We start from the raw sequence: 13,919 nt of genomic DNA on the forward strand, positions 1-13,919 counted from the left end.
AACGACCTCCCATAAACCCCGCAACGCCCGCCTCGATCGCCCCATCTTAATCGAGGCACCGAGACTTACGACCCATAACCACCGATGCTCGTGGTTACGAGAAGTCGTCGAACACCGTTTTCTAATCGATGGGCCGCGGCGTATGGGTCCCGGCTCAAGGCCGGGACGACGAGAGATATGGGTCTGAACCTTCCAGCCGTTCACCTCGTCTAACTGCCCATGCAGCTGATTCAATCCAGTAAACAGGCTTTTCGCGCAGCCATGGCCCGCTTTGACGCCTGGACCAGCCAGCATCAGACGGCGCTCCGCACGCTTCGTCATGTGGTCTGCTCCGCCCTGCTGCTCGGCGGTGTGGCTCACGCCGCCTATCATTCCGCTTTGGCCCAATCCGCGCAGGTGTCGTGCGGTGAGATGTGTCAGGCCATGCCGGGCTTCTACGTCCTCGCCGCCACGGCCTGGGGCGGCGTGGCCGTATCAGTAGCACTGGCTTACGCAGCCGTGCTTCACGCCTTCAAACGAAAACCTCCCACGGACGGCGATATCGTCTGGGTTGCAACGGGCTTCATCCTCGCACTATTCGACACGCTGTTGGGCGCGCACAGCTATGCCCGGGCCGAGTTCTTTTTCGCATGGTGCGTGGGCGGCGTCGGCGTGGTGGATTTTTTCTGGTCGCGGCTTGCGAGCAGGCCAAACGGGAATCATGGCGCGGGCGTAGCCGTAGCTCCCTGGGGACGCTCCAGATTTAATTGGTGGATTTCAGTTAGCTGATCAAGCCTACCGCGCTTAGCGGCACTGTCCAAAGTCCGAAGGGCGCAGCGCTTGACGAGTGCGGCGAGACCGGCAAGTCTTGCCCGCAGATCGGCGCGCTATTTTGCCGATGGGTCCGGCCGCCAGGACCCTCTTCATTGGACACCAATTTATTATGCAAAACGTCATTCGATTTATTGTCAAAGCCGCCCTGCTGTCAGCCATAGTCGCCTTGCCTGATATGGCCCGTGCGCAATCAGGGAGCGCGGGCGGCAGCATCGGCAATGACGAAAAATCGCTGTCCGGTTCGCGCACGACGCCCCGGGCCGTTGAACCCGAAAAGCCGGCACGACGCAGCAAGCCCGAAGCGGAGGCACCGCGCCGGGCACCGCGAAGCAGCGGGGGCGGCGGTGGCAATCTGGATGGAGCATGGGTTCTTACCAGCGTCGGCACGCCCTGCGCCAGCTCCACCGACACGGTGGTCGTCACCAGCGGCAGGATGGTGGGGCAATACGGCACCGGTCAAGTCAGCTCGAACGGCTCGGTGTCCGGAACCGGCAGCGCCGGGAGCCTGAGTTGGACCATGTCCGGACGCCTCTCGGGCCGCAGCGGCTCCGGTTCGTTCCGGCGATCCGACGGATGCGTTGGAAGCTGGACCGGATCAAAACAGTAGTTGTTGGCCCGTACGGGCGGTTGCGTCCGTCAAGGCGACCGCCAGCCGTCAGGCCAGCTTCATCGGCGCATCACGAACCATCCGCAGGTCGATCCTGCTGATCAGATCGGAACGGAGCAGCTCTGCGGCGCCGATAGCCTCCTCCGTCTGCCGCAAGGTGCTGACATTCGATCCGAGCGAGACAATTCCGCCCAGGATCATCGCGATCGATCCGAGGGCTGCCGTTTGACCGGCCCCTAACAGGCCGAGCACCGTGACGAGCAGCAATGCGGCGCCGCCGGCGACGGCCGCCTTGGAGGCCAGGATATACTTCCGGCATCGCTCGGCGGCCTCGGCAAGCTCCTCAAGCCGCGCTTCGATCCGTGAAATCTCTTCGGTCGGGTCGTCTTCAATCATTGAACGGCAGATACCGGAATTGGTGGAAATTCACCCTACGCGCTGCGGGTGCCGGTGATCAAGGCATCGGGCTTCGAGCCTGCACGCAGGATCGGTGGCGCGATGCTGGCTCACGGTACGCGATCCCGATCAAGCGATGGTGACGTTTCGTGAAGGGCTTCCCCCTTCCACAGGAAACCATAACGTCGGTATGTCGTTGCCTGAAGTGGATATCGCGTCGTGATTCCGATGCCGCCACACACAGGCCAACGCCGTCGGAGTTCCCAATGAATCGTCTTTGTGTCGCGGCGCTGGCCAGCGCCCTGCTCGCTTCACTCTATGCACCGGCCAGCGCCGCCGCGCGCGAGCCCTATGGCATTGGGCTGGAAGGATTCGCCTATCCCTATCCGGTCAGCCTGCTGCCGCTCACCAACGACGGCGAGCAAGTGCGGATGGCCTATATGGATGTCGCCCCGGCGCAGCCGAACGGGCGCACCGTGGTGCTGCTGCACGGCCGCAATTTCCCGTCGAGCTATTGGGCGCCGGTCATCAAGACGCTCTCGGACGCAGGCTATCGCGTGGTGGTGCCGGACCAGATCGGCTTCGGCAAATCCTCCAAGCCGCAAGGCGAGCTGCATTTCGACACGCTGGCGCGCAACACGATGACGCTGCTGGATCATCTGCAAATCGCCAGGGCCGATATCGTCGCCCATTCGCTCGGCGGAATGCTCGGCGTGCGGATCGCCCGCGCCTACCCTGAGCGGGTCGATCACCTCGTGCTGACCGCGCCGATCGGGCTCGAGGATTACCGTCTCTATGTGCCGCCGACGCCGACCGAAAAGATTCTGGAGAACGAGGACAGGCTGACCGCCGACGGATACCGCAAGCAGCTCGAGACCAATTATGCGCTAAAACTGCCGGCGGACCAGGTAACGCCGTTCATCGACGCGCGTTTCAACATCAAGGGCAGCGCCGAATATCCGCGCTGGCTGCGCGCCTTCGTAAGCTCCGCGCAGATGATCTATCGCGAGCCGGTGGCGCATGAAATACCGCTCATCACGCGGCCGACCCTGTTCATCATGGGCGCCGACGATCACAACGCACCGGGCAAAGCCAACGCCCCCGAAGCGCTGCGGCCGAAGATGGGCCACAACGCCGACCTCGCCAAAGCGCTCGCCGCCAAAATGCCGAACGCCCGCGCCGAGGTGATTCCGGACACCGGGCATCTGGTGTTTCTGGAGGCGCCGGCGAAATATAACGAGTTGTTGCTGGGGTTTCTGGCGGCGCGGTAGGGACGCGTAGGATGGGTGGAGCGAAGCGATACCCATCGATTGGCGGCGTAAAGATCGAAAGATGGTGGGCACGCTACGCTTTGTCCACTCGGACGGTGAACCGTTCGGCCTCACGATCAACCATTTCGCGCGTGATCATCTCGTTTTCGAGACGAGTGTTGCCATAGACAAAGCTGCGCCGCTGCTGTTCCCTCTGTTCGGGAGTCGGCTTGGCGGTCTTGGCAGCTTCAAGCAACTCTTTTAAGCCGTCGGTCATAAGAGCAATATAGTTCGCTCAGCCAACTAACAACAGTCCTTCCCGCCCGTCATTCCGGGGCATCGCGCAGCGATGAGCCCGGAATCCATAACCACGATCGAAGGGCGGTAGGGCGGGTTAGTAGTTAGCGTAACTTAACCCGCTATCATTTGGACGAGTCGATAACACGAGCGGTGGATTACGCTTCGCTAACCCACCCTACGAACTGCTCGCTGTCAATCCTCGCGTTTCATGATGAGAGTCACGAACTCTTCCGACGGTCGGACGTTGTGTTCTTCAACGTAGTGCCGGAATCCCGCTGGCCATTCCCATCGGCCAAACCGAAATGATTCGAAACCATTCAGACAGCCGCAAACTCGACATGTTGAGTATCCGCGATAAGCTACTCTCTCGGCAATCGCCTCCATAGATGACAAGCAGGCCAAAAAGGCCGCTCGTGCAGGCCAGTGCTCGACTTGCGCTGGCCATGGCAGTTCGCTTTCCTCGTCGATACGCGTACGCCAGAATCCCTCGTATCTCGGTTCTCCAGTTTCAAATGCGCCTTGCTCTCCCTGCGTTGCAGGGACGTAGAACCACCAAGCGTCGTCCAGCGTGAGCGCCGCACATTTTACTACCGATCCCGGGGGACCTGACTCGACGACCCGCACATGGCAGGAGCGCGAGGAGTTTCGAGGATCAGGTACAACGATGTCGTGCTCGTCTACTGACGACCATGCAAAGCGCCATGGATTCCAGCCGTCAATCGATTGGGATTGAATTTCCTCTCGGGTTTTCCCTCGAGGTAATCGACCGAGTAACCGCCAGATAGCCATTGGATGCCTTGTTACTCGTCGGTCACCCGCAACAGCTCAGCTTCGCAGGGTGAGTTAGCGCAGCGTAACCCACCAAAGCCTTGGTGCGCGGTCAGTTCGGCTGGTGGGTTACGCTTCGCTAACCCACCCCACGAAGCGACTCACAACGGCAAATTGTCGTGCTTCTTCGCCGGCATCTCGACCTTCTTATCCTTGAGCATCGCAAGCGCCCGCGCGATCCGCTTTCTCGTCGAGTGCGGCATGATGACGTCATCGATGTAGCCGCGCTCGGCCGCGATGAACGGCGACAGGAAGCGGTCTTCGTATTCCTTCGTTCGCGCGGCGATCTTATCTGCATCGCCGATGTCGCTGCGGAAGATGATTTCGACCGCGCCCTTGGCGCCCATCACGGCGATCTGGGCGGTCGGCCAGGCGTAGTTCATGTCGGCGCCGATTTCCTTGGACGCCATCACGTCGAACGCGCCGCCATAGGCCTTGCGGGTGATGATGGTCACCAGCGGCACCGTGCATTGCGAATAGGCGAACAGCAGTTTTGCGCCGTGCTTGATCAGGCCGCCATATTCCTGCGCGGTGCCCGGCAGGAAGCCCGGCACGTCCACGAACGTCACGATCGGGATGTTGAAGGCGTCGCAGAACCGAACGAAGCGGGCGGCCTTGCGTGAGGCGTCAGAGTCGAGCACGCCCGCCAGCACCATCGGCTGGTTGGCGACAAAGCCGACGGTGCGGCCGGCGATGCGGCCAAAGCCGGTGACGATGTTTTTCGCAAACGTCTCCGAGATTTCGAAGAAGTCGCCCTCGTCCACGACCTTCAGGATCAGTTCCTTCATGTCGTAGGGCTTGTTCGGATTGTCGGGGATCAGCGTGTCCAGGGACATATCGAGGCGTTCGATATTGTCGAAGCTCGGCCATTCCGGCACGCCGTCGGTGTTGTTGCTGGGCAGGAAGTCGATCAGCCGGCGCATCTGCAGCAGCGTCTCGACGTCGTTGTCGAACGCGCCGTCCGCGATCGAGGAGCGCGTGGCGTGCACGGAGGCGCCGCCGAGTTCCTCGGCCGTGACCACCTCGTTGGTGACGGTTTTGACCACGTCGGGCCCGGTGACGAACATGTAGCTCGTGTTCTTCACCATGAAGATGAAGTCGGTCATCGCGGGCGAATAGACGTCGCCGCCGGCGCAGGGGCCCATGATGACCGAGATCTGCGGGATCACGCCCGATGCGATGACATTGCGGCGGAACACGTAGGAATAGCCCGCGAGGGCCGCGACGCCTTCCTGGATGCGCGCGCCGCCGGCGTCATAGAGCCCGATGATCGGCGCCCGCGCCTTCATCGCCATGTCCTGCAGCTTTGTAATTTTCAGCGCATGGGTCTCCGACAGCGAGCCGCCGAACACGGTAAAATCCTTGGCGAACACAAAAGTCTTGCGGCCGTTGACGGTGCCCCAGCCGGTGACGACGCCGTCGCCGGGGATCTTGTTCTTTTCCATGCCGAATTCGACCGAGCGGTGCTCGACGAACATGTCGAATTCCTCGAACGAGCCCTTGTCGAGCAGCAGTTCGATGCGCTCCCGCGCGGTCAGCTTGCCGCGAGCGTGCTGCGCCTCGATGCGCTTCTCGCCGCCGCCGAGCTTGGCGCCGGCGCGCCGTTCTTCGAGGGTGTCCAGGATATCTTTCATTTGCTGCCGCCCGTCATAGGTCCGAATTGGCCGGGGTTCTAACACGGCCTTTTGCGAACCGGAAACACCCCTCCATGCCCTCTGGCACCGGTGCGGAAATGCACCTATATCCGCACCTCTGCACAGGGGATGCAATTGACGGATACTGCGACCGCCGAGCCTACCGGGACCGTTACCGGGGGCCTGCGAACCATGCTCCGGCTGGAAGGCCTGGCGCTATTTCTGGGGATGACGCTGCTTTACTGGGTCTGGGACGGATCGTGGTGGGTCTACGCCGCCCTGTTCCTGGCGCCCGACCTCAGCTTCGCCGCCTATTTTTTCGGGCCGCGCTTCGGCGCGATGCTCTACAACGCCGCCCACACCTACATGGTGCCGATGGCGCTGATGACGGTCGGCTTTGTGACGGCCGAGCCTTTGGTGCTGTCGGTCGCGATGATCTGGCTCGCCCATATCGGCTTCGACCGCGCGCTGGGGTTTGGGCTGAAATATACCACCGGGTTTGGCTTCACCCATCTCGGGCGGATCGGGAAGAAATAGCCCGGCCACCGCGGCTTCCGAAACACCTTTCCCTCTGCTACCGTTCCCATCGCCATAAGGCCTGTCGGGGGCCGCGGCGATTTTCGATCTGTATTGCAAGACCTGTCCATTTTTGAACGACGGAAAACCCATGCGCTATGCATTCATGGTCGTTTGCCTGCTATTTTCATTCGTTGGCACCCCAAGCGAGGCCAAGCCGGACAAGCGGATCGCGCTCGTCATCGGCAATGCCAAATACCAACATGCATCCCAGCTCGCCAACCCGCTCAACGATGCCAGCGATATCGCGGCCTCCTTGCAGCGCATCGGCTTCACGGTGACCTCGCTTCCGAACGCCAACCACGAAAGGATGCGCCTCGCCATCAAGGACTTCACCCGGTCCGCGCAGGGTGCGGATTTTGCGGTCGTGTTTTATGCCGGTCATGGAATGGAAATTGCCGGCGAGAACTGGCTCATACCGGTCGATGCCGAATTGCAATCGGATACGGCGGCCGAGACCGAAGCGATCAATTTGAAGACGCTGATGCTCGCCGTTGGCAACACGTCGAGCCTTGGCATGGTCATTCTCGACGCCTGCCGGAACAACCCCTTTGCCGCCAACATGCAGCGAACCAATCGAACCCGCGATGTCGAACGTGGATTCAAGAGGGTCGACCCCGGCAACAACGTGCTGGTTGTCTACGCCGCAAGGGATGGTACGACCGCGGCCGACGGCACGGGCCGCAACAGCCCGTTTGCGCAGGCGCTACTGAAGCATATCGAGACGCCAGGACTCGAAGTCGTGCAATTGTTCAGGACGGTGCGCGACGACGTGCTGAAGACGACCGGAGGCCGGCAGCAGCCGTTCGTTTACGGTTCGCCCTCCGCTACCCTGATTTACTTCAAGCCTCCGATCGGCGGGCCCACCGGACTGGACGAGGCACAGTGGCGCATCATACTGAAAGCCATCGCCTCCAAGGAATTCGACACCGTGCTTTCCGTGCAAGCCAAGCATGCGCTGGAGGCGGAGGCCATGAACCAGTTCCTGCAGGCGTTTCCGAAGAGTCCGCATGCAACCGAGGCCGCAGTACGGCTAACCGAGCTCAAAAAGCTGATAGCGGCCGCCCCACCCGTTTCGATCGAAGAAGAAGGTGCATGGCGCCAACTGGCAGAGTTCAAGGCCGGCAAGACCTTCCGGGACCTGTCAGCCCGGCAACGCCTGGAGGCAGAACGAACGGCGCTGAGCGAGTTCAAGAACAAGTACCCAAAGAGCCGCCATGGGCAGGAAGTCAACGCCCGGCTGACGGAGCTGGAGGCCCTGATTGCGAAGGACACATCGCCGAGTTCGGAAGAGGCCATGGCCTGGATCTATCTGAACAGCCTTGAAACCGAGAGGACCGGTCAGAAAACACCCGATCAGAAACGGATGGTCTTCGAAGCCAACGGGTTGGACGAATTCATTCGACGGTTTCCTTCAAGTCAGCACGCCGCGGAAGCACGCTCGCGGCGTGAGCGCCTGGAAAAGCAGATTCGTACCGCGCTGCTTCCGACCACCGTCCCCGGCAGCGAAGCGCAACTGGCGGAAGACGAGAACTTTATCGCGACCCTGCGCGTACAGCCGATCCAACCGCTGACGGCACGACAACGCGAACGGCTGACCGCGATCGCCGGCAAACGAACCAGCCTCGATCTCGAAATACCCTTCGAATACAACTCTGCTGATATCGGACCGCAGGCATTGCCGATATTGCGCGCGCTGGGCCGCGTGCTCAGCAAAGATGAATTCAGGAAATCCACTATCCTGGTCGGCGGCCACACCGATGCCGCCGGCAATGACGAATATAATCTGGCGCTTTCGGAGCGTCGCGCCGAAGCGGTCAAGCGCCTCCTGATCAGGGAATTCGACCTGCCGGCGACAAATTTGATCGCCGCCGGGTTCGGCAAAGGCCATCTGAAAAACAAGAGCAAGCCGCTCGCCGACGAGAACCGGCGTGTCGGGTTCGTGAACATGAGTGCGAGATAAGGAATTTGACAGATTCCACAGCGCTTGGTCTAGTTGCCCACAACGAAAAAACACTGGGGGCACACCGATGCTGAGAGACTGGCGCTTTGCCGTTACGGCCGCAATCTTCTGCGGCGGGATTCTCCTGAGCTCGCTTGAGGCCAACGCGCAATCGATCCCGAAGGAAGTCGCCGCGCGGACCGAAATCTACGCGATCCCGTCGCTGACGATTTCGGACCAGCAATTTTTGAACGGCGACGCCAACGGCAAGCAGGTCACCGTCGCCGGTTCATTCCGCATCGCGCAAGGCACTGGAAAACTGCCGGTCGTGGTGCTGATGCACGGCTCGAGCGGCGTCGGCGCCGGGATGGATCCGTGGGTGCGTCAGCTCAACAGCCTGGGGATTTCGACCTTCGTGATCGACGGCTTCTCCGGCCGCGGTCTCACCGCTGTTGGCCCGAACCAGGGCCTGCTCGGCCGGCTCAATTTCATCGTCGATATCTACCGCTCGCTGGAGATCCTCGCCAAGCATCCGCGCGTCGACCCTGAACGTATCGTGCTGATGGGATTTTCGCGCGGCGGACAGGCCACGCTCTACGCCAGCCTCGATCGCTTCAACAAGCTCTGGAACAAGTCCGGCGCGCAGTTCGCGGCCTACATCCCGTTCTATCCGGATTGCTCGACGAGCTATGCCACCGATACCGAAGTCGCGGCGCGTCCGATCCGGATCCATCACGGCACGCCCGACGATTATAATCCGGTGTCGAGCTGCAAGGCCTATCTGGCGCGGCTACAGGAAGCCAAGCGCGACGTGGTGCTGACCGAATATCCGGACTCCCCGCACGGCTTCGATTCCGGCCTACTCGGCCTCAGCGCGACGACGGTCTCGGCCAATTCGCAGACCGCGCGCAGCTGCAAGCTCAGCGAGGGCGAAGGCGGCGTCTTGATGAATGCCGATACCAAGGCGCCGTTCAGCTACAAGGACGCCTGCATCGAGCTCAACCCGCATGTTGGCGGCAACCCGGCGACCGCCGCGGAAGCGCGCAAGGCCGTGAGCGACTTTTTGCTGGCGCTGTTCAAATTGGGGTAGACCGTTCCGCGGCCTATCCTTCGAGACGGCGCTTCGCGTGTCCTGCAGCGATGAGCTTACGCTCACGCGGGGATGAGGTCTCAGTCTCTCATGGTAAGGAGCGCGGCAGCGCCGCGCGTCTCGAACCATGCGGCCACTGCACGCGGGTCAAACCCTCAGATCGCGACAATGTCCGACAGGCATTGCTGCGTCACCGTCATGCGCGCGGCGATGTGGGCGGGCTCCTTGCAATCCATGTTCATCGCGAACACGGTCTGCATGCTGCCCTTCTCGGCCCAGCCGACCATCCAGCCCAGCGACGGCTTGCCCTGCTCGGCGCCCAGCAAACCGCTCTTGGCGCGGATCGTGGCGTCGCCGACTTTCGTTACGGGGAGGATGTCGCGCACCAGCTCCTGGCTGCGCTTGCCGACCGGCAGCACGCCGCGCCGCAGCCGGTCGACGAAATCGATCTGCTGGACGGGATCGATGCGCAGATTTCCGGTCAGCCAGAACTGATCGATGCCGCCGCCGATGTCGCGGTTGCCGTACTCGAACAGGTCGAGATATTTCTGCATCCGCTCTGAGCCGATGCGCCGGGCGATCTCCTGATAGACCGGCACCGCGGAGACCGCGATCGCCGAGCGCAGCGTGTGGTCCGTGTTCCACGCCTCGATGCTGCGGGTCACCCCGTCCCACTTGAAGATGTCCTTGTCGGGGTCCTCGACCACGCCGGTTTCCAGCGCAATCAGCGAATTCGGAATCTTGAAGGTGGAAGCCGGCAGCCTGTCCTCGCCGGAGCGGACCTTGTCGCTGGCGATCATCAGATAGTCATCGACCTTGTAGCCGACAAAGGTCCCGACCGTTCCCAGGTTGAAAAACCGTTTTGCCAGATCGTCGCGAAATTCGCTGCGCTGATAGGAGACATTGGCGAAACCGCGCGAAGGCAAAAGGCTCGCGGCGGCAACAAGTCCGAGCGCATGGCGGCGATTGATCACGGGAGGTATCCGAAACGTTTGAGGAGAGCGGCGGAGAATGCGGATGGCATCGTGGTAAAACGATGACAATAGGGATACCAGATGCTGGATTTTCCCGATGCCGCCATCCTTCGAGACGCATCGCTTTGCGATGCTCCTCAGGATGAGGTTTGAGACCCTCATGGTGAGGAGCGCGGCAAGGCCGCGCGTCTCGAACCATAAGGCCCCAAACGATAGCTAGCGAATTCGTCCCGACAGCCGCAGGACGAAGATCAGCACTTCGGCGACCGCCTTGTAGAGCTCCTCCGGAATTTCGTCGCCGATCTCGACATGCGACAGCGCGCCCGCCAGCACCTCATTCTCCTCGATCGGGATGTCGTGGGCCTTGGCGAGTTCGATGATCTTGGCGCCGATGGTGCCCTTGCCCTTGGCGACGACGCGCGGCGCGCCTTTCTTGTCGTAGTGCAACGCGACCGCAAGCTGGTTTCTCGCCTCGACGCTCATAGCGCGCGATCCAGGAAATGCCCGGCTTTGGCGGGGGCGGCCTGCGGCGGCGCGCCGTCGCGGATCACGATCTCGCCGGGCTGCAGTTCGGCCCTGGTGAGTGCCTGGCTCAATTCCGCAGCACCGGCGCGCAGCTGCGCGGCGGTGGCTGATCGTTCCGCCCACATCCGCACCGATGTTTTTTCGCCTGATAGCGACACCTGCGCATGAATCGGCCCCGTCGGCTCGACATCGAGCGAAAACCGCGCCCGCCACACCCGCTTGGCGGCCTCGGCCTCGCTGGCGCTGCCGTCGCGGGCAATCTCGAACTGCGCCATCGCGGTGCCCTGCGGCGTCACGAACGGAATTTCGAAATTCCAGCGCGGCGTCGTCGCGTCGACCTTCGGGCCTGTAACATCGATGCGGTCCGGCAGCGAGGCGACCTGCAGCAGGGTCTGCCGCGCAATCGCAGCATCGGTGTCGTCGAGCAGATGATGCGCTGTGGTGGCAAGCGGCGCGTCCGGCGCGAGCGAAGGCAACGCGACGGGCTGCGCCGTCGGCGATGCGCCGCGAAACGGCGGCGGCGGCGTATTGGTGTGAACGGTGACGTCGTCGCCGGGTGCCGCCTTCGATGGTGTTGCCGGTCGCGCGGGAGTGCCGAGCTGCTGCAGCGCCTCCTGCAGCAGGTTCATGGTCGCGCCCGCGCTCGGTCCGGAATTGAGGGCCTGGGCGAGCGCGCCCTGCAGGCCGCCGCGCGTCTGGACCTGGTCCTGAGCCACAGGCAGCCGCGCCTGCGGCAGCAGGATTTCGTGAACGTCGAGATCGGGAGTCGCGGAAGGCACGAGGCCGGGGGCGGCATTCGACAAACCGGCCTGTGCCGGCGCCGCCTTCGTGGCCACCGCCGCATCCGCGCCGAGCGCCGATTGCAACGTCTGTCGCAGCACGATCAGCGCGGCTTTGAGATCGGGCGCGCCTGACGAAGGCACCGCGCCCGAGGCCAGCGACGCCTCGAGGAAAATTCCGGATTTCTGAAACGCGGTCTTGATGTCGCCGCCGTCGAGATTCTGGTCGAGGCTGGTCTGTTGCGCCAACACCTGCGCAATCGCCGCTTGCAATTTCGGCGGCAGGTTGGCGGACGATACCGCGGCGCCGAGATTGGCGAATAAAGGCGCAAGGCTGTCCTGCTCGGTCGCCGCACTTTGCGCCGCGACCGACACCGCCGCGCGTTCCAGCGGCGTCAGGACGTTTTTCGATGGGGCCACGATTGTCGGGCGGTTGGCCGCCGCATCGACCATCGCCTGCGGCGACAGCGTGACGGCATCACCGGCAGCGCCGCCCTGCCCGACCAGTGCAAGCCGGATCCCGTCCTTGGTCTGCGACACGGCAAGTTGCAGCGACTGCCCTGCCTGCAGCGGAATCTCCGTGGCCACATCGATGGAGAGCGCTGATATCGCGATCCGCACCAGATTGGCGTCGAGAATTTTCAGGACCTGCGCATTGACCACACTGCCCTGCGCCAGCACGAGCTCGGGCGCCACGCCACCGACCTCTTGGGCGGCAAGCACCGGAAGCACTGACTTGTTGATAGAGATCGCCATATCAGAGGTCTCGGCCAGGTCATCAGGCTACCCCGGCGGCGTAAACCTCTCGTTAACCGACCACCCGATTCAGGGTTTTAGGGCCTTCAGAATGGTGACCGCGGCGGTGAAATCGACCAGCCGGGCTGCCCTGCGGGCCGCGACCTCCTCGTCGAGGCCCCATTTTTCGATGTTCCAGTCCTCATCGACATGGGCGGCGGCCCAGACCTCGTCGGCGTCGCGCACGCCGTGGAAGAGCGCCAGCGCCAGCAGCGCCGAGCCCGTCAACGTCGTCACCACATGCAGCGCCGCGACCGACCAGGGATCGGTCGGGAACACCGCGCGCGCCGCCTGGATCGCTGTTTCCGGCTGGGTGACGTGCACGATCCCCTCGGCCAGCATGAAATGGGCGCCGAGTTCATTGGCGGCCCAGAACACCACGGGGTCCCAATGCGCGGCTTCTTTTGCGACCAGCGCTTCGGGATGGCCGGCGCGATAGAACAGCAAATCCGTGCCGAGATATTTTGCGACGTCGTCGGCGACCGCGTCGACACGATCGACGACGCCTTCGCCGACGCTGTTGGCGAAGCGCGTCAACGGCATGGTCAGGGGGTTGATGGTCTCAACTTGCGCATTCCATTCCGCCGCGATCGCCTCCGCGATAACAGCGTTGGGCGCGACGACATGGCGGCCGGAGGGCGTGCGGATCGGCTTGCCGTCGAGCGTCACGGTAAAGCCGCCATCGGCCTCGCCGACCCCGGCGCTGGTATAAAAGCGCTTGCGCTGTGGCACGCGAGTCGCGCGCCGCACCGCCTCTTCGGGGTCGAACGGAGACTGGCCGGCAACTTCATCAAATAATTCACGCATCCGCGCCTTATAGCGCTTTTGGGCGAAATGGACACCGGTTCAGCGGAGAAAACAGGTCGATTCGAAGCGCGCGCAAGGCTTTCGCCTGATGTCATTTACCGGCAAAATAGGCCCGTGAAACCCGGATAAGGCCGAGACAGAGCCCATGAAAGCCGTGAAATTCCTTGCTGCGATCCTGATTTCGACGGCTGTTTTGGCCGCCCTGCCCGCGCAAGCCGGGTTCCGCACGCCGGAATCCCTGGTCCGCAATGTCTACGCCTATTACGGTAAGGGCTCGTCCGATCTGTCGAAGGGATTGCCGCGTAGCGCCGAAATCGCGGAGCAGTTTTTCGACCGCAGTCTGCGAAGCGCGTGGATCGCCCCGCGCGAGGCGCCGTACGATTTCATGGTGCAGAGCCCGAGCTGGAAAATCGGCCCGGTCTCGACAAAAATCCTGCGCACGGAATTCGACAAGACCTATGTCACCGCCAGCTTCAATAATAACGGCCGCGCCGTCACGCTGAATTTCATCGCCGTCAAGGGGCCTGACGGTTGGGTGATTTCGGACATCGAAAGCGCACAAGATTCCTTGCGGCTGTTTCTCACGCAGTTCAAGCGCTGAGC

At 62.4% G+C, this 13,919-nt stretch carries 14 protein-coding genes; 7 read left to right on the top strand and 7 right to left on the bottom strand.

What is annotated here, in order from left to right:
* The first annotated feature begins 219 nt into the window (after positions 1-219).
* Positions 220-768 carry a hypothetical protein gene (locus JQ597_RS30925; RefSeq protein WP_212269258.1) on the top strand — a complete coding sequence of 183 codons (549 nt, stop codon included), beginning with the start codon at positions 220-222 and terminating at the stop codon, positions 766-768.
* Between the two features lie 154 nt (positions 769-922).
* Positions 923-1,420 carry a hypothetical protein gene (locus JQ597_RS30930; RefSeq protein ID WP_212269259.1) on the top strand — a complete coding sequence of 166 codons (498 nt, stop codon included), beginning with the start codon at positions 923-925 and terminating at the stop codon, positions 1,418-1,420.
* A gap of 48 nt (positions 1,421-1,468) precedes the next feature.
* Here JQ597_RS30930 and JQ597_RS30935 read toward each other — a convergent pair whose 3' ends face one another.
* Positions 1,469-1,816: a hypothetical protein gene (locus tag JQ597_RS30935; RefSeq protein WP_212269260.1), complete on the bottom strand. Its 348-nt coding sequence runs from the start codon at positions 1,814-1,816 to the stop codon at positions 1,469-1,471.
* Positions 1,817-2,082: 266 nt separating this feature from the next.
* On the opposite strand from JQ597_RS30935, the gene JQ597_RS30940 reads away from it, so the two are divergent.
* Positions 2,083-3,087 carry an alpha/beta fold hydrolase gene (locus JQ597_RS30940; RefSeq protein WP_212269261.1) on the top strand — a complete coding sequence of 335 codons (1,005 nt, stop codon included), beginning with the start codon at positions 2,083-2,085 and terminating at the stop codon, positions 3,085-3,087.
* A 73-nt stretch (positions 3,088-3,160) separates the two neighbouring features.
* On the opposite strand, the gene JQ597_RS30945 is transcribed toward JQ597_RS30940, so the two are convergent.
* Positions 3,161-3,343, bottom strand: a complete 183-nt coding sequence (locus tag JQ597_RS30945) for a hypothetical protein (protein WP_212269262.1) — start codon at positions 3,341-3,343, stop codon at positions 3,161-3,163.
* 952 nt (positions 3,344-4,295) lie between these two features.
* The gene (locus JQ597_RS30950) at positions 4,296-5,828 is read right to left on the bottom strand and encodes an acyl-CoA carboxylase subunit beta (RefSeq protein ID WP_212269263.1); all 1,533 of its coding nucleotides are present in this window, start codon (positions 5,826-5,828) and stop codon (positions 4,296-4,298) included.
* 192 nt (positions 5,829-6,020) lie between these two features.
* Between JQ597_RS30950 and JQ597_RS30955 the strand changes: the two genes are divergently transcribed.
* The 3 genes from JQ597_RS30955 to JQ597_RS30965 all read left to right on the top strand — a co-directional run bounded on the left by JQ597_RS30955 (position 6,021) and on the right by JQ597_RS30965 (position 9,436).
* Positions 6,021-6,365 (top strand): DUF4260 domain-containing protein, encoded by a 345-nt coding sequence (locus JQ597_RS30955; RefSeq protein WP_502754722.1) that lies wholly within the window; start codon positions 6,021-6,023, stop codon positions 6,363-6,365.
* 130 nt (positions 6,366-6,495) lie between these two features.
* Positions 6,496-8,367 carry a caspase family protein gene (locus JQ597_RS30960; RefSeq protein ID WP_212269265.1) on the top strand — a complete coding sequence of 624 codons (1,872 nt, stop codon included), beginning with the start codon at positions 6,496-6,498 and terminating at the stop codon, positions 8,365-8,367.
* Between the two features lie 67 nt (positions 8,368-8,434).
* Complete coding sequence (locus JQ597_RS30965) at positions 8,435-9,436, top strand: dienelactone hydrolase family protein (RefSeq protein ID WP_212269266.1); 1,002 nt, start codon at positions 8,435-8,437, stop codon at positions 9,434-9,436.
* A 155-nt stretch (positions 9,437-9,591) separates the two neighbouring features.
* On the opposite strand, the gene JQ597_RS30970 is transcribed toward JQ597_RS30965, so the two are convergent.
* The 4 genes from JQ597_RS30970 to JQ597_RS30985 all read right to left on the bottom strand — a co-directional run bounded on the left by JQ597_RS30970 (position 9,592) and on the right by JQ597_RS30985 (position 13,316).
* Positions 9,592-10,410, bottom strand: coding sequence for a penicillin-binding transpeptidase domain-containing protein (locus tag JQ597_RS30970; protein WP_212269267.1), 819 nt, complete (start codon positions 10,408-10,410; stop codon positions 9,592-9,594).
* 216 nt (positions 10,411-10,626) lie between these two features.
* Positions 10,627-10,893, bottom strand: coding sequence for an EscU/YscU/HrcU family type III secretion system export apparatus switch protein (locus JQ597_RS30975; RefSeq protein ID WP_212269268.1), 267 nt, complete (start codon positions 10,891-10,893; stop codon positions 10,627-10,629).
* The gene (fliK, locus tag JQ597_RS30980; protein ID WP_212269269.1) at positions 10,890-12,470 is read right to left on the bottom strand and encodes a flagellar hook-length control protein FliK; all 1,581 of its coding nucleotides are present in this window, start codon (positions 12,468-12,470) and stop codon (positions 10,890-10,892) included. Before fliK ends, JQ597_RS30975 begins: the two co-directional genes overlap by 4 nt.
* A 69-nt stretch (positions 12,471-12,539) precedes the next feature.
* Positions 12,540-13,316: an ATP12 family chaperone protein gene (locus JQ597_RS30985; RefSeq protein ID WP_212269270.1), complete on the bottom strand. Its 777-nt coding sequence runs from the start codon at positions 13,314-13,316 to the stop codon at positions 12,540-12,542.
* Positions 13,317-13,461: 145 nt separating this feature from the next.
* On the opposite strand from JQ597_RS30985, the gene JQ597_RS30990 reads away from it, so the two are divergent.
* A complete protein-coding gene (locus JQ597_RS30990; protein ID WP_249133232.1) occupies positions 13,462-13,917 on the top strand; it encodes a hypothetical protein in 456 nt (151 codons plus the stop codon).
* Positions 13,918-13,919 lie beyond the last annotated feature (2 nt).

Source organism: Bradyrhizobium sp. AUGA SZCCT0177 (assembly GCF_018130125.1).
Classification (GTDB): domain Bacteria; phylum Pseudomonadota; class Alphaproteobacteria; order Rhizobiales; family Xanthobacteraceae; genus Bradyrhizobium.

Coding starts and splice junctions, on each gene's coding strand:
- JQ597_RS30925 (WP_212269258.1), top strand. CDS start 220: ATGCAGCTGATTCAATCCAGTAAACAGGCTTTTCGCGCAGCCATGGCC.
- JQ597_RS30930 (WP_212269259.1), top strand. CDS start 923: ATGCAAAACGTCATTCGATTTATTGTCAAAGCCGCCCTGCTGTCAGCC.
- JQ597_RS30935 (WP_212269260.1), bottom strand. CDS start 1,816: ATGATTGAAGACGACCCGACCGAAGAGATTTCACGGATCGAAGCGCGG.
- JQ597_RS30940 (WP_212269261.1), top strand. CDS start 2,083: ATGAATCGTCTTTGTGTCGCGGCGCTGGCCAGCGCCCTGCTCGCTTCA.
- JQ597_RS30945 (WP_212269262.1), bottom strand. CDS start 3,343: ATGACCGACGGCTTAAAAGAGTTGCTTGAAGCTGCCAAGACCGCCAAG.
- JQ597_RS30950 (WP_212269263.1), bottom strand. CDS start 5,828: ATGAAAGATATCCTGGACACCCTCGAAGAACGGCGCGCCGGCGCCAAG.
- JQ597_RS30955 (WP_502754722.1), top strand. CDS start 6,021: ATGCTCCGGCTGGAAGGCCTGGCGCTATTTCTGGGGATGACGCTGCTT.
- JQ597_RS30960 (WP_212269265.1), top strand. CDS start 6,496: ATGCGCTATGCATTCATGGTCGTTTGCCTGCTATTTTCATTCGTTGGC.
- JQ597_RS30965 (WP_212269266.1), top strand. CDS start 8,435: ATGCTGAGAGACTGGCGCTTTGCCGTTACGGCCGCAATCTTCTGCGGC.
- JQ597_RS30975 (WP_212269268.1), bottom strand. CDS start 10,893: ATGAGCGTCGAGGCGAGAAACCAGCTTGCGGTCGCGTTGCACTACGAC.
- fliK (WP_212269269.1), bottom strand. CDS start 12,470: ATGGCGATCTCTATCAACAAGTCAGTGCTTCCGGTGCTTGCCGCCCAA.
- JQ597_RS30985 (WP_212269270.1), bottom strand. CDS start 13,316: ATGCGTGAATTATTTGATGAAGTTGCCGGCCAGTCTCCGTTCGACCCC.
- JQ597_RS30990 (WP_249133232.1), top strand. CDS start 13,462: ATGAAAGCCGTGAAATTCCTTGCTGCGATCCTGATTTCGACGGCTGTT.